The organism is Desulfovibrio desulfuricans, from assembly GCF_004801255.1.
Lineage (GTDB): Bacteria > Desulfobacterota > Desulfovibrionia > Desulfovibrionales > Desulfovibrionaceae > Desulfovibrio > Desulfovibrio desulfuricans_C.
In genome coordinates this window covers 2,142,243-2,166,886 of record NZ_CP036295.1, presented here as the reverse complement: position 1 = coordinate 2,166,886, position 24,644 = coordinate 2,142,243, and the positions used below count along the sequence as shown (strand labels likewise).

The 24,644-nt window shown below is 60.5% G+C and carries 27 protein-coding genes; 4 read left to right on the top strand and 23 right to left on the bottom strand.

What is annotated here, in order from left to right; all coding sequences use genetic code 11:
- Window positions 1-3 precede the first annotated feature (3 nt).
- From fabF to DDIC_RS09040, 10 genes are all read right to left on the bottom strand, one after another.
- Window positions 4-1,251: a beta-ketoacyl-ACP synthase II gene (fabF, locus tag DDIC_RS09085; RefSeq protein WP_136400145.1), complete on the bottom strand. Its 1,248-nt coding sequence runs from the start codon at window positions 1,249-1,251 to the stop codon at window positions 4-6.
- A 63-nt stretch (window positions 1,252-1,314) separates the two neighbouring features.
- The gene (gene acpP, locus DDIC_RS09080; RefSeq protein WP_136400144.1) at window positions 1,315-1,548 is read right to left on the bottom strand and encodes an acyl carrier protein; all 234 of its coding nucleotides are present in this window, start codon (window positions 1,546-1,548) and stop codon (window positions 1,315-1,317) included.
- A 67-nt stretch (window positions 1,549-1,615) separates the two neighbouring features.
- Window positions 1,616-2,380: a 3-oxoacyl-[acyl-carrier-protein] reductase gene (gene fabG / locus DDIC_RS09075; RefSeq protein ID WP_136400143.1), complete on the bottom strand. Its 765-nt coding sequence runs from the start codon at window positions 2,378-2,380 to the stop codon at window positions 1,616-1,618.
- A gap of 169 nt (window positions 2,381-2,549) precedes the next feature.
- Window positions 2,550-3,533 carry a beta-ketoacyl-ACP synthase III gene (locus tag DDIC_RS09070; RefSeq protein WP_136400142.1) on the bottom strand — a complete coding sequence of 328 codons (984 nt, stop codon included), beginning with the start codon at window positions 3,531-3,533 and terminating at the stop codon, window positions 2,550-2,552.
- Window positions 3,534-3,548: 15 nt separating this feature from the next.
- Window positions 3,549-4,583, bottom strand: coding sequence for a phosphate acyltransferase PlsX (gene plsX, locus DDIC_RS09065; protein WP_136400141.1), 1,035 nt, complete (start codon window positions 4,581-4,583; stop codon window positions 3,549-3,551).
- Window positions 4,583-4,765, bottom strand: coding sequence for a 50S ribosomal protein L32 (rpmF, locus tag DDIC_RS09060; protein ID WP_136400140.1), 183 nt, complete (start codon window positions 4,763-4,765; stop codon window positions 4,583-4,585). Before rpmF ends, plsX begins: the two co-directional genes overlap by 1 nt.
- A 106-nt stretch (window positions 4,766-4,871) precedes the next feature.
- A complete protein-coding gene (locus DDIC_RS09055) occupies window positions 4,872-5,441 on the bottom strand; it encodes a YceD family protein (RefSeq protein WP_136400139.1) in 570 nt (189 codons plus the stop codon).
- Window positions 5,442-5,630: 189 nt separating this feature from the next.
- A complete protein-coding gene (locus DDIC_RS09050) occupies window positions 5,631-6,284 on the bottom strand; it encodes a LysE family translocator (protein WP_136400138.1) in 654 nt (217 codons plus the stop codon).
- Entirely contained in the window at window positions 6,278-6,571 is a 294-nt protein-coding gene (locus DDIC_RS09045) for a GIY-YIG nuclease family protein (RefSeq protein WP_136400137.1), read from the bottom strand. Before DDIC_RS09045 ends, DDIC_RS09050 begins: the two co-directional genes overlap by 7 nt.
- A 12-nt stretch (window positions 6,572-6,583) precedes the next feature.
- Window positions 6,584-7,171, bottom strand: a complete 588-nt coding sequence (locus DDIC_RS09040) for a hypothetical protein (protein WP_136400136.1) — start codon at window positions 7,169-7,171, stop codon at window positions 6,584-6,586.
- A 173-nt stretch (window positions 7,172-7,344) separates the two neighbouring features.
- On the opposite strand from DDIC_RS09040, the gene DDIC_RS09035 reads away from it, so the two are divergent.
- On the top strand, window positions 7,345-8,019 hold the full coding sequence (locus DDIC_RS09035; RefSeq protein ID WP_136400135.1) for a tetratricopeptide repeat protein: 675 nt from the start codon (window positions 7,345-7,347) through the stop codon (window positions 8,017-8,019).
- A gap of 246 nt (window positions 8,020-8,265) precedes the next feature.
- A complete protein-coding gene (locus DDIC_RS09030) occupies window positions 8,266-10,359 on the top strand; it encodes a methyl-accepting chemotaxis protein (protein WP_136400134.1) in 2,094 nt (697 codons plus the stop codon).
- A gap of 228 nt (window positions 10,360-10,587) precedes the next feature.
- Here DDIC_RS09030 and recJ read toward each other — a convergent pair whose 3' ends face one another.
- The 7 genes from recJ to DDIC_RS08995 all read right to left on the bottom strand — a co-directional run bounded on the left by recJ (window position 10,588) and on the right by DDIC_RS08995 (window position 16,135).
- Window positions 10,588-12,321, bottom strand: a complete 1,734-nt coding sequence (gene recJ / locus DDIC_RS09025) for a single-stranded-DNA-specific exonuclease RecJ (protein WP_432612320.1) — start codon at window positions 12,319-12,321, stop codon at window positions 10,588-10,590.
- Window position 12,322: 1 nt separating this feature from the next.
- On the bottom strand, window positions 12,323-13,171 hold the full coding sequence (locus tag DDIC_RS09020) for a tetratricopeptide repeat protein (protein WP_136400133.1): 849 nt from the start codon (window positions 13,169-13,171) through the stop codon (window positions 12,323-12,325).
- A gap of 20 nt (window positions 13,172-13,191) precedes the next feature.
- Window positions 13,192-13,902, bottom strand: a complete 711-nt coding sequence (pyrF, locus tag DDIC_RS09015; protein ID WP_136400132.1) for an orotidine-5'-phosphate decarboxylase — start codon at window positions 13,900-13,902, stop codon at window positions 13,192-13,194.
- 112 nt (window positions 13,903-14,014) lie between these two features.
- Complete coding sequence (gmk, locus tag DDIC_RS09010) at window positions 14,015-14,623, bottom strand: guanylate kinase (protein ID WP_136400131.1); 609 nt, start codon at window positions 14,621-14,623, stop codon at window positions 14,015-14,017.
- Window positions 14,623-14,877, bottom strand: coding sequence for a DUF370 domain-containing protein (locus tag DDIC_RS09005; protein ID WP_136400130.1), 255 nt, complete (start codon window positions 14,875-14,877; stop codon window positions 14,623-14,625). Before DDIC_RS09005 ends, gmk begins: the two co-directional genes overlap by 1 nt.
- 1 nt (window position 14,878) lies before the next feature.
- The gene (locus DDIC_RS09000) at window positions 14,879-15,760 is read right to left on the bottom strand and encodes a YicC/YloC family endoribonuclease (protein WP_136400129.1); all 882 of its coding nucleotides are present in this window, start codon (window positions 15,758-15,760) and stop codon (window positions 14,879-14,881) included.
- 114 nt (window positions 15,761-15,874) lie between these two features.
- A complete protein-coding gene (locus DDIC_RS08995) occupies window positions 15,875-16,135 on the bottom strand; it encodes an FmdB family zinc ribbon protein (protein ID WP_136400128.1) in 261 nt (86 codons plus the stop codon).
- 291 nt (window positions 16,136-16,426) lie between these two features.
- Here DDIC_RS08995 and DDIC_RS08990 point away from each other — a divergent pair, with 291 nt between their 5' ends.
- A complete protein-coding gene (locus DDIC_RS08990) occupies window positions 16,427-17,008 on the top strand; it encodes a DJ-1/PfpI family protein (protein WP_136400127.1) in 582 nt (193 codons plus the stop codon).
- A 173-nt stretch (window positions 17,009-17,181) separates the two neighbouring features.
- Here DDIC_RS08990 and DDIC_RS08985 read toward each other — a convergent pair whose 3' ends face one another.
- Complete coding sequence (locus tag DDIC_RS08985) at window positions 17,182-18,633, bottom strand: MiaB/RimO family radical SAM methylthiotransferase (protein WP_136401084.1); 1,452 nt, start codon at window positions 18,631-18,633, stop codon at window positions 17,182-17,184.
- A 68-nt stretch (window positions 18,634-18,701) separates the two neighbouring features.
- Here DDIC_RS08985 and DDIC_RS08980 point away from each other — a divergent pair, with 68 nt between their 5' ends.
- The gene (locus DDIC_RS08980) at window positions 18,702-19,667 is read left to right on the top strand and encodes a M15 family metallopeptidase (RefSeq protein ID WP_247647436.1); all 966 of its coding nucleotides are present in this window, start codon (window positions 18,702-18,704) and stop codon (window positions 19,665-19,667) included.
- 116 nt (window positions 19,668-19,783) lie between these two features.
- Here DDIC_RS08980 and pgl read toward each other — a convergent pair whose 3' ends face one another.
- The 5 genes from pgl to DDIC_RS08955 all read right to left on the bottom strand — a co-directional run bounded on the left by pgl (window position 19,784) and on the right by DDIC_RS08955 (window position 24,185).
- The gene (gene pgl, locus DDIC_RS08975) at window positions 19,784-20,530 is read right to left on the bottom strand and encodes a 6-phosphogluconolactonase (protein ID WP_136400125.1); all 747 of its coding nucleotides are present in this window, start codon (window positions 20,528-20,530) and stop codon (window positions 19,784-19,786) included.
- Between the two features lie 122 nt (window positions 20,531-20,652).
- On the bottom strand, window positions 20,653-21,711 hold the full coding sequence (locus tag DDIC_RS08970) for a translation initiation factor IF-2 (RefSeq protein ID WP_136400124.1): 1,059 nt from the start codon (window positions 21,709-21,711) through the stop codon (window positions 20,653-20,655).
- Window positions 21,708-22,469 carry a class I SAM-dependent methyltransferase gene (locus DDIC_RS08965; RefSeq protein ID WP_136400123.1) on the bottom strand — a complete coding sequence of 254 codons (762 nt, stop codon included), beginning with the start codon at window positions 22,467-22,469 and terminating at the stop codon, window positions 21,708-21,710. Before DDIC_RS08965 ends, DDIC_RS08970 begins: the two co-directional genes overlap by 4 nt.
- Before the next feature lie 213 nt (window positions 22,470-22,682).
- Window positions 22,683-23,063, bottom strand: a complete 381-nt coding sequence (locus tag DDIC_RS08960; protein ID WP_136400122.1) for a RidA family protein — start codon at window positions 23,061-23,063, stop codon at window positions 22,683-22,685.
- Window positions 23,064-23,231: 168 nt separating this feature from the next.
- Window positions 23,232-24,185 (bottom strand): bile acid:sodium symporter family protein, encoded by a 954-nt coding sequence (locus DDIC_RS08955; protein WP_247647435.1) that lies wholly within the window; start codon window positions 24,183-24,185, stop codon window positions 23,232-23,234.
- Window positions 24,186-24,644 lie beyond the last annotated feature (459 nt).

Here is a 24,644-nt window from a genome sequence, read left to right as displayed (position 1 = left end):
CGGTTACTGCTGCCACTTTTTGAAGATCACGCTTGCGTTGGTGCCGCCGAAGCCAAAGGAGTTGCACATGGCGTATTCGCAGGCGATGTGCTTGGAGCCGTCGGCCATGTAGTCGAGGTCGCAGGCGGGATCAGGGTTCTCAAGGTTGATTGTGCCGGGCAGCATTTCGTCACGAAGCGCCAGGGCGGTGAACACTGATTCGATGCCGCCGGCCGCGCCGAGCAGATGCCCGGTCATGGACTTGGTGGCCGAAATCTTGACCTTGCCGGCATGCGCGCCAAAGACGGTTTTGATGGCCTTGGTCTCGGTGCTGTCGTTGAGGCTGGTGGAGGTGGCGTGGGCATTGATGTGGCCAATGGCCGAAGCGTCAATGCCTGCCTCGCGCAGGGCGTTTTGCATGGCGCGGGCCATGCCTGCTCCGTCGTCGCAGGGGGCGGTCATGTGATAGGCGTCGCCGGAAGCGCCATAGCCGACCATTTCGGCATATATCTTGGCGCCGCGCGCCTGGGCGGATTCCAGCGTTTCAAGCAGCAGCATACCGGCGCCCTCGCCGATGACAAAACCGTCGCGTTTGGCGTCAAAGGGACGGGATGCCCTGGTGGGCTCGTCATTAAACTGCGACGAAAGAGCCTTGAGCGCCGTAAAGCCAGCCACGCCCAGAGGGGTGACCGTAGCTTCGACGCCGCCGGAAATAACGGCGGTGGCGCGGCCAAGGACCATTTCGCTGTAGGCCGTGCCAAGGGCGTGAATCGCCGAGGCGCAGGCCGTGGTGGTAACGATGTTCGGACCCTTGGCGCCGGTGAAGATGGATATCTGTCCCGGCCCCATGTTGGAAATAAGCATGGGGATCATGAAGGGCGAAATTTTGTGGGGGCCTGATTCCAGCAGCTTGCTGTGGTAGGTTTCGATCGTATGCAGACCACCAAGGCCGATGCCGAGGATAACGCCCGTCTCATAGGCGTTTGCGTCGGTGATTTCGTACTTGGAGTCTTCAAGCAGCATCTTGGCAGAGGCTACTGCAAACTGGGTGAAACGGTCCATGCGCCGGGCCGATTTCATGGGCATGAAGTCTTCGGCGACAAAGTTTTTCACTTCACCAGCAATGCGGGAATCGTAGGCGGAGGCGTCAAACAGCGTGATGGGCGCGATGCCCGACTCGCCTGCGAGCAGTTTTTTCCAGGTGCTCTCAATATCATTGGCGAGGGGCGTAACGCCGCCTATGCCGGTGATTACTACGCGGGGACGGGTCATGCATGCTCCTTTGAGGCGGGGGGCAGCCCCCCCCGCGCTTCATATACTGCAAACAAGCAGATGCTATTGCTTGTTTTCGATGTAGCTGATGGCATCCTGAACTTTCAGTATCTTCTGGGCGTCGTCATCGGCGATTTCGATGTCGAACTCTTCTTCCATGGCCATGATCAGTTCGGTCAGGTCAAGGGAGTCGGCGCCGAGGTCTTCAACGAAGGAAGCTTCGGGCTTCACTTCTTCTGCGCTCACGCCGAGCTGGTCGATGATGATCTTTTTAACTTTTTCTGTAACTTCAGACATGGTATCCTCCAGATAAATTAGTGGTCTGCTTAACCCCGGCAAGCCGGGAGTCTTCCGTAGTTAAAGCCTAGCAGTACATACCGCCATTCACTCCCAGCACCTGACCGGTGATGTAAGCCGCCTTGTCCGAAGCGAGAAAAGCAACGGCCTCGGCCACATCTTCGGCGCTGCCCATGCGCTTGAGCGGTATGCTGTCTGTGTAGCTTGCGCGCACTTCGTCATTGAGCGTTGCGGTCATGTCCGTTTCGATAAAACCCGGTGTTACGGCGTTAACCGTAATCTGGCGGGCGGCCAGTTCCTTGGCGCAGGACTTGGTCAACCCCAGCAGGGCGGCCTTGGCCGACGCATAGTTGGCCTGTCCGGCATTGCCCATCTGTCCCACCACGGAAGAAATATTGACGATGCGCCCCTTGCGGGACTTGCTCATTATTTTGGCGGCCTCGCGTGTGCAGACAAACGCGCCTCGAAGGTTGACGGCGATAACGCGGTCGAAGTCTTCGTCCTTCATGCGTACAAGAAAGCCGTCCTTGGTGATGCCGGCATTATTAACAAGCACGGCAAGATCAACCTTGTCCTTGATATGGGCAGCAAAAAAGTCGGTCACAGCTTCGCTGTTGCTCACATCGAGGGCAAAGGCAAAAGCCTTGCCGCCAGTGGCGCGGATGTCGGCCGCGACCTTTTCCGCTTCTTCGGGTTTGCTGACGTAGGTGAGGAAAACCTGAAAGCCGTCACGGGCAAGGGTTTGGGCAATGGCCCGACCAATGCCGCGCGAACCGCCGGTAACCAGGGCTGTCGGCACTCCGGCTGCAGGGATGGATTGCGCTGTGCTCATGCTCATTTCGCCTTTGTCTGAGTCGTATGGATAAAGGGTTTGGCCGTCTGCGCGGCAGACTCGCTGCTGCGCGTTCCGGTCGGCATGGCTTCCCGGATCACGGCTTCGCCCGACTGATAATCAGTATACATGGCACTGCTCAGCGCGGCAATCCCGCTGAGACATTGCCTCAAAAGCGTAACAAAGCCGCACCCCAGGTAAGGCCCGCGCCAAAGGCCGTCATGAGAACGCGGCTGCCGGGACGGATGCGTCCCTCGGCCCGCGCCTCGGCCAGTGCCAAGGGGATGGATGCAGAAGAGGTGTTGCCGTATTTTTCCACATTGGTAAACACGCGCTCGCCTGTCAGGTTGAGGCGGCTGCCAACAGCCTCGATGATGCGCATATTTGCCTGATGCGGAACCAGCAGGTCCACATCCGTACCGGTAAGGCCGTTGCGCGTAAGCAATTCCTCGCAGACATGCACCATATTGCGCACTGCGTGCTTGTAGGTTTCGCGGCCTTGCATGGTAATAAAGAAATTTTCGCCTACGGGCTCGCCCAGGCCGTAACGGCAGCGGGTGCCGCCGCCAACCACGATAAGGTCGCGCTGCACGCCGTCGCTGTGGCAAACCACGTCTTCAATTTCGGCCATGGCCGAGCTTGAAGAACTGACAATGCAGGCCGTGGCGGCATCGCCAAACAGCACGCAGGTAGAGCGGTCCGCCCAGTTGACGCGGCGGGTAAGCGCCTCGGTGCAGACAAAAAGAATTTTGGCGGCGGGGTCCTGCGCCAGCAGGGCACGGCAGATGGAAAGCCCGTACAAAAAGCCCGAGCAGGCCGCGCTGATGTCAAAAGCCATGACCTTTTGTGTGCCCAGCTGTCCGGCGATAATGCACGCCACAGAGGGAGAGAGCACGTCTGGGGTGCAGGTTGCGCCAACCACATGGGTAAGCTCCGTGGCTTCAATCCCAGCCTCGGCAAGCGCCTTGCGGGCGGCCCTGAGGCCGAGATCCGAGGCATTTTCCGCATCGTCCAGCCTGTGGCGCTGCTTGATGCCGGTGCGGGTAACAATCCATTCGTCGTTGGTGTCCACCACCTTGGCGAGATCGTTATTGGTCAGCACCGTGTCCGGCACATAGGCGCTCAAGGCGAGCAGATGACAGAGTGGATTCATAGAGATACCGTATGGTTAGATGGCGCGGGAGAAACGTGTCAGTTCCTCGTTGGCAAGAATGGTTTCGCCGAGGCGACGGTTGGTTCCTTTGCGTACAAAGGTGCCGCTCATCTTGATGGCGTTTGTCATGGCCTTGGCGCTTGAGCGTCCGTGGCAGATAATGGCCAGGCCCTGAAGGCCCAGCAATGGCGCGCCGCCGTACTCGGCGTAATCAATGGTGCGGGCAAAGCGCTTGAAGGCGCCCTTGGCCAGCATGCCGCCAATGGCTGGCAGCAGGCCCGAGGTAAACACCTTTTTGAGCATGCGCACCAGTGAGGCAGCCAGCCCTTCGCTCATTTTTACGACCACGTTACCCACAAAACCGTCGCAGACAACCACGTCGATATTGCCGACAAAGATGTCGCGCCCCTCGGCATTACCCGCAAAGTTGAGGTTTTGGGCCATTTTCAGCAGGTCGTAGGCTTCCTTGACCTGGCTGTTGCCCTTGCCTTCTTCTTCGCCAATGCTGAGGATGCTCACGCGCGGAGAGGCATAGCCCAGCAGGTCGCGGGCGAATGCGTCGCCCATGAGACCAAACTGGAACAGGTGGTAGGGGCGGCAATCCACATTGGCGCCCACGTCCAGTACGACCACGGGATTTTTTTCCGTGGGCAGCAACGTGGCCAGCGCTGGGCGCTCCACCCCGGGCAGACGGCCCATGATGAACATGCCGCAGGCCACTGTAGCGCCGGAATGCCCGGCACTGACAACAGCATCCGCCGCGCCATCCTTGACCTGACGGCAGGCTACCTGGATGGACGCGTTTTTTTTGCGGCGCAGAATGTCCGAGGGCTTTTCATTCATGTGCACCACATCATCGGCTTGAACTATGTCGAAATGCACATCGGTAAGGTCGAGTTTTTCAAGCTCGACTTCCAGCTTGGGGGTATCACCCACAAGCTGGACATGCAGATCATAAAGCCTTGCGGCTTCAATAGCTCCCGGAACGACCACAGAGGGGCCAAAGTCCCCGCCCATGGCGTCCACGGCAATGATGGGGCGCTCGTTCATTATTCGTTTTCGCTTTTGGCGATCACCTGACGGCCCTTGTAGGAACCGCAGTTGGGGCACACGCTGTGCGGAACGGTGGGTTCGCCGCAGGAGCAGTAGATAACGGCAGGCACGGCCACGCGGTCATGGGAACGGCGCATGCCCTTGCGGGAACGGGATTTCTTGTTTTGCTGAACGGCCATGATAGTCTCCTTTTCCTGTCTTGCGGAATGTTTGTGCGGGATTGGCGGCTTGGCGCACATGCCCGCCCGCAAGACACAGCAGATTAGTAAAAAAAATTGTGATTGTCTAGTTTTTGTGCAGAGTGAGGCCGCGCAATGCCGCCATGCGGGGGTCGCCTTCCTCTTCTGTGCAGGCGCACATGCCTTCATTAAGATTAACCCCGCACCCGGCGCACAGGCCTTTGCAGTTTTCGCGGCAAAGGGGTGTTGCGGGCAGCGCCAGCATGAATTCTTCCCAGCAGATGGCGGCAAGATCAAGCATGGGGGAGTTGCGTTCAAATACTATGCGGCCTTCGGCGACATCTTCCAGCTCGCCAATGGGGGCGATGTCGTCGCCTTCTTCTTCGTCCTCGCCCATGCCGGGGATGCTTTCAAACTCCTCAAAACGGGCGGAGATTGCGGTAACAGCGTCTTCGGCGCAGCGGCTGCAGGGCAGAACAGCTTCGCCCTCAAGCGTGCCGCGCACAAGCCAGCCGCCGTCCATGGGCAATACCAGAATGCGGGCGCACAGCGGTTTGCTTATGCGGCAATCCAACTGGAATTCTTCCATGGGTTCCTGCCAGATGGCGGGGTCGTCCATGGTAAATTCCTTGCCCTCAGGGGGAAGGTCATTGAGAGAGATGCGATAGTTCTGCATGTGATACCTCGAAAGTCGGACTTCATACCTTCACTGCTCGATCATGTCAATACATATCGTCGTTCGGCCCGGCAAGCCCTTCTGCGGCGCATACCAGCCGCGTGGCAGAACTCCACAATGGCCGCGCACAGGTCGCGGGGGATACTTTGCGCATCGGTGCACCTGATTTTGCCGAGGTTGGCCGGGCAATCAGCGGCTGCTGAGCAGCAGGGCCGCCGCCAGCGCCACAAAAACGCAACCAGCCACGCGCTGCATGATGATCTGCCCGCGCTGCGACCGGTTGAACCACACGGCCAGCCGCCCGCCAAGGGCGGCGACTGTCCAGAAAACGACAATGGTGGCCAGCATAAACAGGCCGCCAAGGCTTAGCACCTGCAAAGCCACGCTGCCCCGCGCGGGATCGCAGAACTGCGGCAGAAAAGCGAGAAAAAATATTGAGACCTTTGGGTTGGTGACATTCATCACTATGCCGCGCCGATAGAGCGCCATGTAGCCGGGAAACGCCGCGCCGGCAGAGCCGCCGTCGGCGTCGCTCCGGCCGATTTTTGCCGTTGAGGCCCCGGCGCGAAACGAGAGCCAGGCAAGCCACAGCAGGTAGCCCGCGCCAGCCGTTTTAAGCAGCGTAAAGGCCAGGGCGGAGGCCTGAAAAATGGCCGCCACGCCCAGCGCCACCGCTGTTGTGTGCACGCAAAGGCCAGTGACCAGCCCCATGGTTGTAACCATGCCCGCCCTTGCGCCAAACAGGGCGGACTGGGTGAGCACAAAAATATTGTCCGGCCCGGGCGCAATGCCAAGCAGCAGGGCGGTAGCAAAAAAGGCCATCAGCGCGTCGGGGGTCAGCATGAAACCAGCTCTCCGGTAAGCAGAAATTGCAGTTTATGGGCTTTGGGCCGCGCCTTGACGGCCTGCTCCAGCCGCAGGGCTTCGCTTTTGCCGCTGCAGGCCCGGCTGCCGAGCAGCAGTACAGGGCGTCGCCCCCGCGTATACCGTGCGCCGCCGGGCGCTTGCCCATTGTGCTGGCCCAGGCGGCGTTGCATGTCGGTGGTTATGCCGCAGTAGAGGGTGCCGTCGGCGCACTCCAGCAGATACACAAGCCATACGGCGTTGGTTGCGGCATCGGTGGCGGGCATGGCGGCTGACGGTTAGTGGAAGGCTCCGGCAAGCCATGCGGTGAGCAGAAACGAAAAGCCCCAGTTGCCCAGGCGCCAGATCCAGGGGTTGGGCTGGCGGCCGATGCTGAATTGACGCACATCGCGCAACACGCCCATGACCGAACCGATGGTGTGAAAAAAAACAAAGCCAATGCCCGCAAGAAGGCCAAACTGGGCGAGGCAGACCATAAAAAGGGCAAAGGTGACGCAGGGGGGCAGGCAGCCCGTCTGGTCCTGTGCGCCGGTCCACACGCGGCCAAAGTTTATGCCGCCCAGATTGCCCGAGGAGCCAAAGGTCTCATGGTAAAAAAATCTGCCCTGAAAGCGCTGCCGCCCTTTGCCTGTATGCCCCGCGCCGCCGCCAAATGGTTTGCCGGGGGAGTCAAAGCCCGCATTGCCGTTCCAGCCGTTGCCGTGCGCGCGGCCTTGCCGCCCTGAATCTTCGTGCCCCTGCAGCACTTCCACATCAACCACGCGTGGCTCGCCCTTGGGGGCATTGGTGCCTTCAGGCAGGGCAGGGGTGTCGTGCCCGTAATTATCGGGATGGTCATGCCGTGGTGAGTCAGGGGGAACAATCATGCAGCATCTCCTCGCTGGCGTATAAAGCGGGCTTGCAAAAGCCCCGCGCCTGCCGTTGTTTGTGCCTTCTGCCTGCAACCGCGTCAAGGGGCGGCCTTGCCATACGGCCTTGCTGGTACTACTGTCTGCCCGTGCGATACCGGAAGCAACTCCGGAAGCAAAGGAGACGTGTTATGAAAAAACTGAGTTCTGCAATTTTGCTGGCCGCAGTGCTTGTCCTGGGGGCAGGCATGGTTGGAACGGTGCTGGCCGCCCCCGCCAAATCCGCCCAACAGACGCTGGATGAAGCCTGGACCGCGTATAATATCGGGCAATACAATAAAGTTGTGCAAATGGTGCAGCCTCTGGCCAGCGACGGCAACCCCCGCGCTCAGGTGCTGCTCGCACGCTGCTATGAAAACGGCCTGGGCGTCGTCCAGGATATGGAAACCGCCGCCAAGTGGTTTCGACTTGCAGCAGAACAGAACTACGCCGAGGGGCAGGTGCAGCTTGGCTATCTGTACGAGCTTGGAGCTGGCGTGCCCAAAAACGACGCAGCCGTTGCCGATTTGATGTCCCGCGCGGCCAATGCAGGCAATGCAGAGGCGCAGTTTAACCTCTCCCTGTACGCCAGCCAGGGACGTTACGGCTTTGCCAAAAATCCCGAGCAGTCCTTTGCCTGGGCCAAACGCTCCGCCGACCAGGGCTTTGCCCAGGCCCAGCGGTATGTTGGCGCGTGCTATGAATACGGCGTCGGCGTGAGCGTAAACCCGTCCGAGGCCGCCGCCTGGTATAGCAAGGCGGCCGCGCAGGGGCTGGAAAAAGAAGGTAATATTTTTAACACCGAACGTGAATACACAATGCCCTGATCGCGTTTATTCTATTGTACGCATGCAATCCCCCGCCCTTTGCCGGACGGGGGATTTTTTTTGCCTGATCCTGCATTTTTGCAGCCCCATTGCTTATGTGACCATAATTGGTCATACTTTAGTATCTTTCAATTTGAGGCATGATGCAAATATGCAACGTCCGCCCTATTGGATGCCAGATTTGTGACGAATATTAGGTAAAACGTCCCCCTTGCCGCGATCTGGCGTCAAAACGCAGGAGGAAGCATGAAGCTGGGCCTGTTGACAAAGATGTCGCTGTGCATCCTTATTCCGTCCATTCTGGGGCTCGCTCTTGTGGCTGGCATTAGCCACAATACGTCGGAAAACGCCCTGCGCAGGCAGACGCGTCAAGACATTGCAGCTATCCTTAAAGGGCAGGAGGTAGGGCTCAACGCTGTTTTTCAGTCCATGAAGGAAGCCCTGGCCCAGATTGCCGAAAACCGCCGTCTTCGTCTTTTTTTGGCTTCCTATGTCAAAAACGGGGTCATCGACCATAACGACGAGCTTTTTCTCCACGCCATAGACGCCCTTAAAAACTTTACCGCCGTCAACAGCAACATTGCCACCTGCGGGCTTATCGCCCCGGACGGCAAGGTTATCGTGCACAGCAAAAAGGGCGACAGCCAAAAATTCAGCAAAACCATCGGCGACGATTTTTCCAAGCGCGCCTACTTTATCAACGGCATGAAGGGTCAGGTCAGTTCCGTCGGTCTGGTCAGCGTGGCCACCCAAAAAATGACCACCATCATCGGCATGCCCATTGTGGATAACGGCACGGTTGTGGGCGTCATTTACGGGGGCACGGACAACGACAGGCTGGCTGCGGCCACTACAAACAAGGTTGACCTGGGCGATGCGGGCATGGCCTTTGTGGTCAATACCGACGGCGTTATCGTGCAGCACTCGGATATCGCGCGCATCGGGCAGAAGGAGAGCGGGGCCTGGGTGTCCGAAGTGCTCAAAAACAAAAAGGGCAGACTCGAATTTGTGAACGGCGACGGGCGCGGTAAAATATTGTATTACACCGAGATGCCTGAAGAGCATTGGATACTGTGCCTTGAGCTGGACAAAAAGATTCTTTTCGCGCCCATTGCCGACATGCTGGTCAACAATGTGCTGCTGGCCGTGGGGTGCGCCCTGGCCGTTGGCATTGTCATCTTTTTGATCGTGCGGGGCATGGTGCGCCTTCTTGGCGGCCTCTCCGGCCTGGCCGAGGCCATTGCCGACGGGCGGCTTGAGTGTACGGTCGCGGAAGAAAGGCTGCTGCGCTCCTCTGAAAAAAGAGGCGACGAATTCAGCGTGCTGTCGCTTGCCATGGAGCGCATGCTGGGCCACATCAAGCGTCTGCTGGGCGAAAGTGAAGAAAAAACCGCCGCCGCGCAACAGGCTACAGAGCAAGCCCGCGAAGCATCCGCGCAGGCCACGGAAGCCGCCCGACAGGCGGAAAACGCCCGCCGCGAGGGCATGCTGGCGGCAGCCGGTCAGCTCGAAGGCGTGGCGTCCGGGCTTGCCTCGGCCTCGGCCCGGCTTTCAGAGCAGATAGGGCAGTCGGAGCAGGCCGCTTCGGAGTCTGCCCAGCGCCTTGCGGAAGCGGCCACAGCCATGAACCAGATGAACGCCACGGTGCAGGAGGTGGCCCGCAACTCCTCGGCGGCATACTCCTCGTCGGAAGAAACGCGTGGCAGCGCTGAAAGCGGCTCTGCCATCGTGCAAAAGGCCCTGCAGAGCATTGGGCAGGTGCGCGAGGTTTCGCACGGCCTCAAAAACGACATGGCCGAACTCAACGGCCACGCCCAGGCCATCAGCCGCATCATGAACGTGATTTCGGATATTGCCGACCAGACCAACCTGCTGGCCCTCAACGCGGCCATCGAGGCGGCGCGGGCGGGAGACGCCGGGCGCGGATTTGCCGTGGTGGCCGACGAGGTGCGCAAACTGGCGGAAAAGACCATGGCCTCCACCAATGACGTGGGCAACGCCATAACGGCCATACAGACAAGCACGGCCAAAAGCGTGGATGTTATGGAAATTGCCCTGCGCGAGGTTGAGGTCGCCTCTGATTTTGCCGCGCAATCGGGCGAGGCGCTGGCGCATATCGTCAACAGCGTCGAGTTTGCCGCCGATCAGGTGCGCGCCATTGCCACGGCCAGTGAACAGCAGTCGGCCACAAGCGAAGAAATCAACCAGACCATAGTAAAAATCAACGATATTTCGGGGCATACGGCCCTTGCCATGGACGAGGCGTCCAAGGCCGTGACGGAGCTGACGCGGCAGGCGCATGCCCTGAGCAACCTGATTGCAGAAATGAAGCAGGGCTAACGCCCGGCACTGGGTATGCCTTTGCGCCAGCAAAAGGGGCTTGAGGTGCGCTGAGGGGGCAGCGGCAGCCCTGTTGACTGTATGGCCGTGCAAAAGCCACTGCATGTTTTTGCGAGGGCCTGCGCAGGCTTGCAAGGCGCAAAAAGCGGGCGGTTGTTTTAGCGGTTTTTTACGGGGCAGCGCCGTTGGTATGGGGGCTGCCGGTCGTGCGGGCAAAAGCGCCGGATACTATGCCGGGCGCCAGTCCTTGATGGCAATGTCCACAGAGGCGATGCCGTTAAAGGTATCCATGCGCGGGGTGTAGGCCACGCGTATATGCTTGTTGACCAGTGATTCTTTCAGCTCGTCGGCCATGCGCCAGGCCTTGGCCGAAAGCGTGATGCCGCTGGCGCTGTCTGTAAGGCGCAACAGCACATGCTCCCGGCTGCGTCCGAGGTACGAGCGCTCCTTGACCAGCAGCGGCGGCGACTGGAACACAGGCTCCGGATTACCCGGCCCAAAGGGCTGCAGCAGTTCCAGTTCCTTGAGAAAGTCATGGTCGCTTGCATGGCTGAACGGCAGATCGCACTCCAGCGTCAGTGTGGGCAGCAGGGGCGTGGGGCCCAGAGCCTCTTCGGCCACGGCTTCAAACCGGGCGCGAAATTCTTCAAGCCGTTCCGGCTCCAGCCGTACACCGGCAGCCTGTCTGTGACCGCCAAAATTCAGCAGACAGTCGGCTGTACGGGTCAGGCCGCCGTGCAGATCAAACTCGCGCACCGAGCGGCCCGAGCCTTTAAGCTTGCCCTGGTCTTCGCAAACAATGATGGTCGGGCGGTAATAGTCTTCCACAATGCGCGAGGCCACAATGCCCACAATGCCGGGGTGCCAGTCCTTGCCGTACAGCACAAGGCCCATACGCGGCCCGCGCGCCAGCAGGTCAGAGGCCTGTTTTTTGGCCTCGGCGTAAATGCGTTCTTCTTCCTGCCGTCGGGTGAGGTTGAGCTCGTCCAGCTCCTTGGCCATAAGCGCGGCTGCGGCGTGGTCTTTTTCGCGCAGCAGCTTGAGGGCCAGCTCGCCCTTGCCCATGCGCCCGGCAGCGTTGATACGCGGCGCAAGCCGAAATACCGCTTGTCCAGCGCTCAGGGCCGCAGCCGCGTTTATGCCGCTGGCAACCTTGAGGGCGGCCATGCCGGGGCGGTGCGCCTGTGCGATGCGGCCCAGCCCGCCGCGAACAAGCACGCGGTTTTCTCCCGTCAGGGGCATCACGTCGGCCAGCGTACCCAGGGCCACAAGGTCAAGGCTGTCGCCCATGTTGTGCTTTTTGCCCGTGTGTGGGGCAAGGGCCGCGTTGACGGCTCCCATGAGGTAAAATGCCACGCCCACGCCCGCAAGGTGCGGGTAGGGCAGATCCTCCGCCGCACAGACCTTGGGGTTGCAGATGGCGTTGGCCGGGGGCAGCTCGGCGGGCGGCAGGTGGTGGTCCGAGACCACCACGGTCATGCCCAGCTCTCTGGCGCGTTTGACGGGCGCGAAGTCAGAAATGCCGCAGTCGACCGTAAGCAGAATGCCGCATCCCTCGGCGGCCAGCGCTTCAATATGCTGCACGTTGAGGCCGTAGCCTTCGCTGCGTCTGTCCGGGATATGCCAGCTGGCCGTGATGCCGTGGCTTTCAAGCACATCCAGCACCAGGGTGGCGGCGGTGAGGCCATCCACGTCGTAGTCGCCCCACACGGCCAGTTTTTTGCCAGCCAGCAGTTCCGTTGCCAGCAGGTTTGCTGCTTTTGGCAGTTGCGGCCATTGGTCGGGCGGAGTCAGCGAGCTGAGGCGCGCGGACAAAAAAGCGTCTATGGCCTCCCTTTCGGAAAGGCCACGCCGCCATAGAATTTCAAGAAGCAGGGGCGAGATGGAGAGGGCGTCTGCCCACTGCCGGGGCGGCATGGAGCAGTCGCTGCGCGCAGGCTCGCGAAACAGCCAGTTTTTCACGCTATCGGCCTGCCGGTTTGGGCTGCCGGGCAGCCCCGCTTTGCGCGGCCTGCAACGCCGCGCGCACGCCGTCCAGCCTGTCGGCGGGCACGAGCTGTTTTTGGATGAGCCATGCCAGAAACTTGAGCGAGGTTTCGTGCCGGGGCGACAGGGTAAGGGCCTTCAGCAGGTTGTCCACGCACTCGACAAGGTTTTTGAGCTCAAGCTGCACGCGGGCGATATTCATGTACAGGTTCTCGTCGTTGGGCGAAAGCTCAAGCGCCCGATGATAGTACTCCAGCGATTCCTGCAGCATTCTGTTTTTGCGAAGGTTGATGCCAAACTCGTTGAACAGGTGCTTGTGCTCAGGCTCAAACGTGGCTTCAAGCTTTACCAGCCGCTGAAAAATATCCTGCGCCTTGGCGTTGTCGCCGCGCTCAAGGTAGGTAAGCCCGATGCCAAAGTTTGCCCGTACGTTTTCTTCGTCAACATTGAGCGCCCGTGCGTATTCATATTCCGCAGCAAAGGTCTCGCCCTTTTCGCGGTGCGTGTCGCCGTTTTCGACGTTGCGCTGCATCTCCTGCATTTTGGGAAAGACGGAGTTGAGGTAAAACTCGGGCTCGGGAGAAAATTTGGCAATCAGCTCGTCCAGGGTGATTTTGCGCTTGGGGCCGCTGGGCACATAGTTGGTGTTGAGCGGCTGGCAGTCGATTTCCTTGCCGTTCTGTTCAACAAACCAAAAGGTCTTTTGCACTGTTTTGCGCGTCGTGGTGCCGGTGCCGACGCGGCGAACCTCCTGGGTGGAAAAGACCCCCCGAACGTCAGCCTTGCCGTTGGTGGGATGCGCGTTATTTGGCGTTTGACCTGCCATGCTGTTCCTCAATACTGCTGTTATATGAGAGCTGAGGCCATTTCGGCCGTAATCTGCCGCGCCATGCCCAGCGGGTCGGGCGCCGCCGTGATGGGCCTGCCCACAACAAGATAATCGGCCCCTGCGGCCACGGCCATGGCGGGGGTCATGACCCGGCGCTGATCGCCGGCGGCGGAACCCGCCGGGCGGATGCCCGGACACAGGCAACGCAGGCCGGGGCAGCTCGCCTTGATGGCCGCCGCCTCGTGCCCGGAGCAGACCACCCCGTCGAGTCCCCACGGCCCGGCCTGACGGGCCAGAGCCAGGGCAAAATCAGCGGGCAGGGCATCGATGCCGGGCATTTCGCCCGGCGCAAAACTGGTAAGCACCGTTACGCCAAACAGCAGGGGACGTGGCCCGGCAATGCCCGCAGCGGCCTCTGCTGCGGCCCGGCACATGCGCTCGCCCCCCTGACAGTGCAGGGTAAGCATGTTTACGCCCACCGCCGCCGCAGCCTTGACGGCCTGCGCCACGGTGTTGGGGATGTCGTAAAACTTGAGATCAAGAAACACCTTGAAGCCCATGCCCGCCAGCTCTTCCAGCAGACCGGGGCCTGCATGGGTAAAAAGCTCCATACCAACCTTGCACCAGGGAACCGTGCCGCGCAGCTGCCCGGCAAGGGCGACGGCCCGATTTTTTTCGGGCAAATCGAGGGCTACCGCCAGTTGCGGCGCGTGTTGCTGCGTGGGCATGGTGTTTCCTTGGTATGACGGCCCGGTGTCGCAACCCGCCGGACGGGTGCGGCATACGGTTTCAGGTTGCATGTGCCAGGGGCTTACGCCGGTTGGATATTTGCCGGTCAGCCTATCGGGCCAGAATTTCGTCCAGCAGATGCGGGTTGCGCCCCGGGGCCAGGCTGGCGGTTACATAGACCGCGCGCAGACAGTCGTAGGCCTGATCCAGATCGTCGTTTACAATCACCGAATCGTACCAGCGGGCCTGAAGAATCTCTACATGCGCGTTTTCGAGGCGGCGTGCGATGGTCGGCTCGTCGTCCTGACCGCGTCCGCGCAGGCGGTTTTCAAGCTCGTGCAGGCTGGGCGGCAGTATAAAGGCAAACGTGGCTTCAGAGAGCGAAAGCTTGAGCTGGGCAGCGCCCTGCACGTCAATATCAAACAGCACGTCTTGTCCCTGGTGCAGTCTGTCCTTTACCGGCCCGAGCGGCGTGCCGTAAAAATTGCCGTGAACCTCGGCCCATTCGGCAAAATATCCCTGCGTGCGGCGTTGTTCAAATTCCTCACGGCTCAAAAAAATATAGTCCCTGCCGTCCACCTCGCCCTGACGGGGCTGGCGGGTGGTGCACGAAACCGAGTAGCCAACGTGCGGAAACTCCGCCAGCAGCCGTTTGACCAGCGTGGTCTTGCCTGCGCCTGACGGTGCGCTGAGCACCAGTGCTATGCCTTCGCGGGGCATCAGTCCCCTTCCTCTTGCGCAAAGCGCTGACTGATTGTTTCGGGCTGGATGGAGGAAAGTATGACGTGGTTGGAGTCGGTCACCAATATGGAGCGCGTTTTACGACCCTGAGTGGCGTCGATGAGTCTTCCCTCTGCCCGCGCGTCTTCACGAAGGCGTTTCATGGGCGAGGATGCAGGGCTGACAATGCCCACAACCCGACCCGCCAGCACATAGTTGCCAAAACCGATATTGATAAGTCGTTCGCGAGGCATGTTATTCCAGATTCTGGACCTGCTCGCGGCATTTTTCCAGTTCGTTTTTAAAATCAACCACCATGCGCGACAGCTGCACGTCGGGCAGTTTGTTGCCGCAGGTGTTGATCTCGCGGAAGCACTCCTGCAGCGTAAAGTCGAGCCTGCGCCCGGCGTCGCCGCCGGTCTGGAGCAGGTCGTGCAGCCGCGACAGGTGCGTGTTGAGCCGCGTAAGCTCTTCGCTCACGTCCAGACGGTCGGCCAGTATGACGGCCTCCTGCAAAAAACGGCCTTCTTCCAGCTCCTGCCCGTTTTGGGCGAGGGCTTCGCTCAGGCGTTCACGCAGGGCGTTGGCGCGTTCTTCCTTGATGTTGGGCGCGCGTTCGGCAATAAGGCCCGTCCATTCCTCCATGCGCAGTATGCGGGAGTGCATGTCGGTGGCCAGAGCGCGGCCTTCGGCGGAGCGGGCTTCATTCCAGTCTTCCAGGGCAAGAGCCAAGCCTTCTTCGAGGCAGAGGGCCATTCCTTCGTCCAGCTCTTCGCCGCTGTCGCCCCAAAGCGAGGGTATCTGCAGCAGGGCGTTGAAGTCGGGAACATAAGATTCGCCTCTTGTGCTGGCCAGCGCCTGTAAATTGTCAATCATGGCGGCAGCCTGAACCATGTCAAAGCGCATGGCTGGCACATTGCCCGGCGCGTACTGCAAAACCAGACTTACATCCACACGTCCGCGCGAGGCATAGCGGCGCACGACTTTTTCAAGCCGCGGCTCAAGACTGCGCACAGAGAGAGGCAGACGCCACTTGAGGTCAAGATGGCGGCTGTTGACGCTTTTAACCTCCCACTGCTGGGTGGTGTAGTCGTTTTCCACCAGGCAGCGGCCAAAGCCGGTCATGCTGCGGAGCATAGCTTCCTTCCTGCTAAAAGTATGCGACAGTGTAGAGCAAGGGGCTTGCGAATGCAACAAATGCCCTAGGCCCGGCGCTGAGGATATTTTTTTTTATTTTTTAAAATCAGCGTCTTATGCCTGAGATCCGCCGGAATTTCCGCCACAGCCGCCGCAACCGCCGCCAGCAGCGCACGAGGGCGGCATGCCTGTGCCCATGGGCCGTACCGGGCCGGGCTTGTAAGGAAAAGCCCCGGTCTTCAGGGGGCTTGGCACGCACATCTGCTTTTCTGTGGCGGGCGAGGCGCACTTGGGGCAAGGCGGAACCTCGTCGCCAAAAACGAGTTCTTCAAATTTATTGCCGCAGGCCGTGCAGACAAAATCATACATGGGCATGGTTTTACTCCTCACTTGTTGCCGTAATGAAACCGTTGCGGCCTCATGCCGCAACAAACAGCGCGGTATGCTTGCGCCGGTATCTTGCTTGTCGTGGTCATATCCGCGTGCTGCAAGGCGCAGCGGGCGGAGCAGCGTTTTGGGGCAACCTTGGGGCTTGCCCACATGCTTTGTGTGCATATATAAGTATATGTGCGGTCAAGGCAAGGGCGGTCTTTTGCCGCCCGGCCGCCGCGCAACAACCGGTCGTGACGACCATGTTAACGGGCCGCTCCCCGTTTGGAGGAACATATGAAAAAAATTCTGGTGCTGGCTGGCGACTATGTTGAAGATTACGAGATCATGGTTCCTTTCCAGATGCTGCAGATGCTTGGATATGAAGTGCATGCCGTATGCCCCGGCAAAAAGCCCGGCGAAAGCGTGCGCACGGCCATTCATGATTTTGAGGGCGACCAGACCTACTCCGAAAAACGTGGGCACAACTTTGGCATCAACTATGACTTTGACAAGGTAAATACCGCCGATTACGCGGGCCTCGTCATCCCCGGCGGCCGCGCCCCTGAATATCTGCGTCTTAACCCGCGCATTCTGGAAATAGTGCGCGAATTCAACAACGCCAAAAAGCCCATTGCCGCCGTGTGCCACGGCCCGCAGATCCTTGTTTCGGCTGGCGTGCTGAAAAACCGCAGCTGCACGGCCTACCCGGCGGTAAAACCCGACGTGGTGGACGCTGGCGCGACCTGGTGCGATTTTAACGAAACCCTTTCGAGCGCCACCGTTGACGGCAACCTGGTCAGCGCGCCGGCCTGGCCTGCCCATCCCGCCCTGATTGCCGAATTTGTCAAACTGCTGGGCGCGAAGATCAGCATCTAGGCGTATGCTTGCCCTGGTCTGAACCATGTTTGACCGTGGGCTTGCAGCGCGCGTCAGCGCGTTTTGCGTGCAATAAAAATAAGGAAAGAAACAGACCTGTTTCTTTCCTTATTTTTATGCGTTGCGTTGCGGTATGGCTGCCGAGGCAGGGTAGGCGGCTGCGCGACCGCCCGTTATTCTGATTCTATCAGCTCCACAACCAGCCCTTTTTCCGCAAGGGCTACCGGGCGCGCGGGCAAGAGCCCAGCGCCCGCGCCGGTTTTTTTGCCTTGCGCTGGCAGGCGTATGGCGCAGACCGCGTAGTATTCGTTGACGCCCTTGATGCTGTTCTTTTTGGGCTTGCCTGCGGCATTGGGCATGGAGGCCTCGTCTGCGCCAGCAGGCGCGGCGAGGGCTGGTTCCGCAAATGCCTGCGGGTTGTCTGCGGCCACCAACATGCGCGGCAGCTTGAGCTGAGCGGCCAAAAATGTCTGTTGCTTGCGGGCCACGGCCTCGCGCAGGCGGGCAGCCCGCTCAAGCTTGAGGCTGTGGGCAATCTGCCCGTCAAAGCGGTCTGCGGCGGTTCCTGGTCTGCGCGAATAAGGGAATACGTGCGCATAGCTCATGGGCAGACGTTCGATAAGCTCAAGCAGTTGGCGCAGGTCTTCTTCCGTCTCGCCAGGAAAACCCGCAATGATATCCGCGCCCAGCCCCATGACCGGCCACTGCCGGGTCAGTGCGGCAACGGCGTTTTCGAGCATGGCGGGGGTATAGTGGCCCCTGCCCATGCGTTTGAGTACCCGCTGGCTGCCGTGTTGCAGCGAAATGTGCAGGTGCGGGCAAAGCATGCGGCAGGCCAGCAGGGCATCCAGCCCCTGTTGGTCGAGCTGGCCGGGTTCCAGCGAGCTGATGCGCAGGCGGGCCGTGCCCGCAAATTCGGGGGCAAGGGCTGCGTCGAGCGCGCGCAGCAGGCTCCAGAAATCGCCGGTCTGGGCATCCCGGCCATACTGGCCCAGATTGATGCCTGAAACCATTATCTCCGCATGCCCTGCCTGCAGCAGACGGCGCGCCTCTGCGACAATTTCATCCACCGGGCGGCTGCGCGGTTTGCCGCGCGTGAGCGGAACAATGCAGTAGGTGCAGCGGTGGGCGCAGCCATCCTGCACTTTAAGTACAGGCCGGGCGCGTTTGAAGGCCGAAATCTGAAAAGGCGGAAACGCCTGCAGCGCAGTCGCCGTAGCGTCGGCGGTTGCCGCGTCGGCAGAGGGCCGGGGTGCGCGGTCGCCGTCAAGGTCGGCCCACGGGCCGTCAAGCAGGCGGCTTTTTTCCTCCTGCGGAACCAGCAGGTCAGGCGCGGCCCAGATGGCCCCGGGGCGTGGTTTGTAATCGGCAAAAAGCCTGGCGGCGCAGCCGGTAAGGATCAGGCGCGCGTGCGGAGCCTCCCTGCGCAACCTGAATACGGCGTTGCGCGCGTCCCTCTCGCCCTTGGCCGTGATGGCGCAGCTGTTGACGCACACTACGTCGGCCTCGGCCGGGGCGTTGCATTCCGCACCGCCCAGAGCGTGCCAGGCTTCACGCAGGGATTGGGTTTCGTATTGATTGACCTTGCAGCCAAAGGTGACCAGATAGAATTTCCAGGCAAACATGGCGCAGGTGTACGCAAAAGCGCTTGCCTTGACAAGCCGGGGTTGGATAGTCTGCCGGGATGCGAACATTGCTGCTTTGTATTTTTTTGTGCTGCGCCTTTGTCGCGCATGCCGCTGCGGCGTCCTTGCCCGACTTGCCGCTGGAGTCCTCGCCAGTTCCGGCGGCTGAGCCCGTGCCCGCACCAGAGCTCCCCGCAGAGCTGGACGAAACCGGGCGCATCGACATGTACTGCCTGCGCCGGGCCTACCCCCAGATCACCGGCATGACGGCTGACGCGCAGGGACAATGGCTGATGTTTGTCGACGGACGCCGCGTGCTGTATGCGGCCGCACCCGGCGCCGAAGCCCTGACGAACGGGCATGAATCGGAGTGGGTCGTGAGTGTGCGCACGAGCATGGCCGAACCATACCCCCTGGAGCCGGAGCGGCCCGATACCCCGCTTGGGGTTTCGCCCGGGCGGCGGCGCTCGTATGATCTGCTGCAGGCTCTCTACGGCGCAAATCTCAAGACAGTCAGCAGTCATCTTGTGCAGGCCAGGCTGATGGGACAGAACCTGCATCTTTCGCCAGCGGCCGCGCAGGCCATGAACCGGGCCGACGCCATCCTGTCGCCGCAGGTTGCCAACGAGCCGCGGCTAAGGGCCTTGCTCAAGATGGACGGCGGCTTTGCATGGCGGCGCATAGCGGGCGAAAATCGTCTGAGCCCGCACGCCTTTGGCATTGCCTTTGACATCAGCCCCGGCATCGCCACGTACTGGCGGTGGAGCAAGCTGCGGCCGCATCCCCTGCAAAAAAATTACCCAGCGTCCATTGTGGCGGCCTTTGAAAACGAGGGCTTTATCTGGGGCGGCAAATGGCACGAATATGACCTGATGCATTTTGAATACAGGCCGGAAATAATCTGCAAGGCCCGCGTGCTGCAGGGGCAGGAACATCTGCCAGGGCAGGATGCGACGCCCTCGCCCGCGCAGCGGCAAGCCAGCCCTGCGGCGGAGCCAGCGCCCGCTGGCGACGGAGCACCCGCCGTACCATAGGGGCTGGTTTGCACGCTGCATGGGGAGAGTCGGGCGGGGAGCATAACCAGACAGACAACAAAACCCCACCCGCATGCGGGTGGGGTTTTGCTTGATAAGCGTGACAGTGGGCGGGCTTATTCGCCTCTGGCGGCGGCTTCGTCCACAACCCAGATAAGTTCGCCGAAGCCGGGGCGCACTTTTTGCGCGGGCAGGGTCGGCTCGGCCAGCAGGTTGAGCGCGCGCGAAAGCACGTCGTGCTTTTCCTTGCCGGTCACAAGAAACATGCAGCAGCGGGCATTGTTGATGACCGGCAGCGTCAGCGTCAGGCGGTCGGCCTTGCGCTCGGGCACGTACTGGTCGATGACAAGGCGCTTGCGCTCGGCCAGCGCGGGCGAATTGGGAAAGATGGAGCCTGTGTGGCCGTCTTCGCCCATGCCCAGCAGCATAAAGTCAAAGCGGGGCAGCTCGTGGCTGCCAAGATTGAACTCGGCCCGGATCTGCTGTTCGTATTTGACGGCGGCTTCAACGGGGTCTTCCTCGCCGCGCATGCGGAAAAAGTGCATTGCCGGAACCATGCTGAGCAGCTCTCGGCGGGCAAGGCCGTAGTTGCTGTCCGGGTGATCAGGGCCAACGCAGCGTTCGTCCACCCAGTAAAAGGTCATTTTGTCCCAAGGAAGTCGGTCGGCCCAGTCTTTGCCCGCCAGCAGGCGAAAAAGCGGCGTGGGGGTTTGCCCGCCCGAAAGGGCGATGCGAAAAATCCCCCTGTCGGCGATGGCTTCCTCGCAGGCTGCCGCAAGAATGTGGGCGGCGCGCTCGGCCATGGCTGCAGGATCTTTATGGATATGCACCGTAAGGTGTATGGAACGGCTGAGACCCGACATGTTGCGGCTCCTTGAGTTTATGTGCGGTCGGCGCGGGTCGTTTTGCCCGGCCCGCCAACCGCGACACTATGACATATTAGCATGCGCGAGAAAAGGGCATTGTGAGCAGGTGATTGTGAAAATTACTGAAATTCTTCCAGCAGCGGCGGTTGCAGGCTGAGGTGCAGCACCTCTCCGTTGGCCAGGCCCAGGGTTTTCCAGAAAGATTCGCAGCTAAGCTTGCGCGCGGCCAGAATGGATTTGCCAAGATCGCTTGCGCCGTCCATTTCGATGGTCCAGCTGTGGTCCAGGTCCTCGCCGGGGGGGGTGGGCTGCACTGCATTGAGAAACCTGTGCAGCAGCTCCTTGCCGTCTGGCGTGCAGATTTTTGCCGAAAGATCCATGCTGTTGACCGCCACCGTGCCGGTATTTTTGCCCAGTACGCTTACCACCACCAGGAGCGTGCGCCCGTCTGAAATCACCCCGGCGCTGACGGAACAGGTCTTGATGGGCAGAGTATCTTCGATGCGTTTCTTTATGTTGGCATTTCTGTCAAGAATTATCTTCCGTTGGGCGATCATGCGGTCCATCTGGTATTCGCGGAACTGACGCACAAGATCATCGGCGTTGACAAGATTGTCCACGCGCCAGCCCTCAGGGGTTTTGTCCATGCGCAGCAGCAGCGAAAATTCCTTGTTCATGAGCGGGTGGTGCACCTTGGCGGCAATCAGGGCAGTGTTTTCTGTGGGGTTTTGCAGGGCCAGGGTTTCCTTGAGCTGGGTATAAAAGGTCGGCGGCAGCACATAGAGAGGCGTTTTGAGCCGCGCGGTTTCATCTGGTTCGTCCTTGACGGGTTCTTCCTTGGCGCGGGCCTGTTTGAGCAGGCCGACCTGCAGAATGTCGCTGATGTCGCGCAGCTGGTTGGGGCCCTGCTTCAGATTGGGGTATTTTTGCGCCACGGCCTTGGCCAGCGGCTTTGTCAGCGCGTCAAAGTTGACCCACCGGGCAAGGTCGGCGGGTTTGGCGGGGTGCAGGCTGTCCTTGATCTGCGAAAAGGCAAATTCGGCTGTCTGCCTGAACTGGTAATGCTGCCAGCCGCTGTACCCGCCCGCTGCCGCAAGAAGAATAAGCAGCACGGCGGCCAGCAGCAGGGTATGCTTGCGAATAAAGGCAACAATAGGGGCAACAGAGGGCAGACTCATGGTGTTTCCCTTTCAGTGTTGACGGCTTTTGCCTGGGATTTGTGCCCGCACTCCATGGCTGGCTCGGGGCGGCGCATGCGCCTGCGTTCAAGCCGCAAGGGCAGGGGGGTAACCGGGCGGGATTTGCCCAGGTCAATGCGTATGACGCCCCATGCTCCCATGGGCAGCCAGGGCAAAACCCTGTTGCAGCGCGAGAGGCCGCACGCGGCGTTCCAGGTTGACTGCGGGCCAGCAAGCACGCTTGCACCGCTGATGCTGCCGGCGGAGAGGCCCCTGAGCATACGCCATACCTGCCACCAGCAAAACGCCGGGCCGGGCCAGGCGGTTTTGCGCCCACGGAGGCAGTGGAGCAAAAAGGGAAGTGAAGCCGCGTTCCAGAATGTGAGGGCCACACCGGCAGAAGCAACGCGCAGCGACTCGGCAATGGCCCTGCGCGCGTTGTCCGCGCCGGGCGAAACCAGGTGCAGCACAACCCAGTCAAATTCCTCATCGTCAAAGGGCAGGTGGTCGTCTGCGGCGGCAAGCACTTCGGCCCGGTCGGCCATGCGCCCGGCACTGGCCCGCTGGTCGGGGTTCAGTTCCGTGGCGGTCATGTCAAAGCCGCATTCCCACAGCAGCGGTAAAAAGTCGCCCTGCCCGCAGTTTACCTCAAGCAGGGTGCGCCCCCGGCGTGGCCACGCGCCAAGGCAGTGCTGCAAAAGCAGCTTCTGCATTTGCAGGGTAAACTGCCCTGCCGTATCGGATTGTGGGGTATCCATGCCGTGCGCCTCGCATCTGCCGTTTATCCCTTGTATAGTCCACTATTTTATAACTTCTGTAAATTGGCAAGGGCAAGCTCATGAACGAATGTTGGCCTTGCAGGCCAGCTGGCGCGGCGGCGGGCAAGGCGCAAAAAACAACGCGGCCCAGATGCAGAGGGCCGCGTTGCGTTTGGTGCGGTGGTATTGCCGCCGGGATTTTGCGGTTGCAGGCTACAGGGCGGCAATGGCCTCCACTTCTACCTGAGCGCCCAGCGGCAGCTTGCTGACTTCAACGCACGAACGCGCCGGGCAGGGGGCCGTAAAGTACTTTTTGTATACTTCGTTAACTGCGCCAAAATTGCCCATGTCGGTAATAAACACAGTGGTTTTAACCACGTTTGCAGCGGTGAGCCCCTGCGACTGCAGCAATGCCATAACATTTTTGCAGGCCTGCTCGGCCTGCGCCTTCACATCGCCTTCCACCAGTTTGCCGATGGCCGGGTCAATGGGAATCTGCCCGGAAAAAAAGAACAGGTTGCCGGTCTTGATGCCCTGGCTGTAGGGGCCGACCGCTCCGGGGGCATTGCTGGTGCTGATGACTTCCTTGCTCATGGCGATTCCTTCATCGATTGCAGTGTAATGGGTTGAACGTGAAAAGTCGTCGGCACGCTTGTCAGCGGCGGCGGCTGCCTACAAATTGGCACAGGCGCGCGCGGTAGTCAAAGCGCAGGGTGCGCTTTTGCCGGGCGGCCGCGTCGGCAGGGGGCTGGGTCTTTCGGGTCACTGCCCTGCGGGCGGACGCTGCCGGGGTTCACTGCCGTGAAAATAATTGGAAACAAGCGCTCCAGAGATGTTCTGCCACACGCTGAACAGAGCTCCGGCTATGGCCGATACCGGTGAAAAATGCGCCAGAGCCAGCGCTGTAGCCAGACCGGAATTCTGCGTGCCCACTTCAAAGCACAGGGCGCGGCAGCGGGCCTCGTCAAATTTCCACATGCGCCCGGCTGCATAGCCAAAGGCCATACCCAAAAGGTTGTGACATATCACCACAAGAAAGATGTCGGCGCTGGCTTCAATGATGCTGCGGGCGTTGATGGCTATGATGCCTGCCACCACCAGGGTAATGGTAAGGGCGGAGATGGGCGGTAAAAAGGGCAGGGCGCGGCTTGTCAGGCCCGCGCAGAAGCGGTGCGCCACAATGCCCATGATGACGGGAATCACCACGATCTTGAGAATGGAAACAAACAGCCCGGCCATGTCCACGGGAACCCACACGCCGCCCAGCAGCCATGTGAGCAACGGCATGAGCACCAGAGCGACAACGGTGGTCACCGAGGTGAGCGCTACGGAATACGGCACGTCCCCCTTTGAAATAAAGGTAAGTACGTTTGAGGCCGTGCCGCCGGGGGCTGTGCCCACAAGGATGACGCCCATGGCCAGGTCGGGCGGCAGGGCGAACACGTGGCACAGCGCAAAGGCCAGCAGCGGCATGCAGACAAACTGCGCCATAAGGCCCAGCAGCAGGGCGCGCGGCTGGGAGAACACAAGGGCAAAATCCTTGAGCCTCAGGGTCATGCCCATGCCAAACATGATGCAGCCCAAAAGCGGCGTAACATAAGGAGCCACCCAGCTAAACAGGTCTGGCTTCCACAACGCCAGGGCCGAGCATGCAAGAATGAACACGCCCATGTATCGGGTAATGGCGTTGCCAACGCGCAGTATAAGACAGGTCAACCGCAACCTCCTGCAGCACGGCGTCATATGGGGGGAGTGCGCCGGGCTGAGGTGCATACTGGCAGAGAGCGCGGCGCGTGGCAAGCAGCGCTGCCGCCTATGGCCGGTAAACAGTCTGGAATATTTGCATATATGCGTGCAACCGCTGTTCAGCGGGGCATGGCGTGGCCCCCGGTGCATCCGCATGGGGCAGGGCGATTGTTTGCCGCTTGGGGCAGGCTCCTGGCGAGGCGCGCTCTTCAGCTGCGCAGGGCCCGAAGCGGCGTGTCTGGCCGCGCCCTTGCCTGAGCGGCTGCGCACTTGAAAAAGAATACGCGAACGGATACGGTCAAATATTGCACAAGCGCCTACGCGCCTGTGGGCCGTTTATGGCCTGGAGGCCCGAGCTGCCCCGGCAAACGTATGCTGGACGAGGGCAAGGGGTGTTTGCGCTTTCCGCCTGACGGCGCTGCCGTTTGG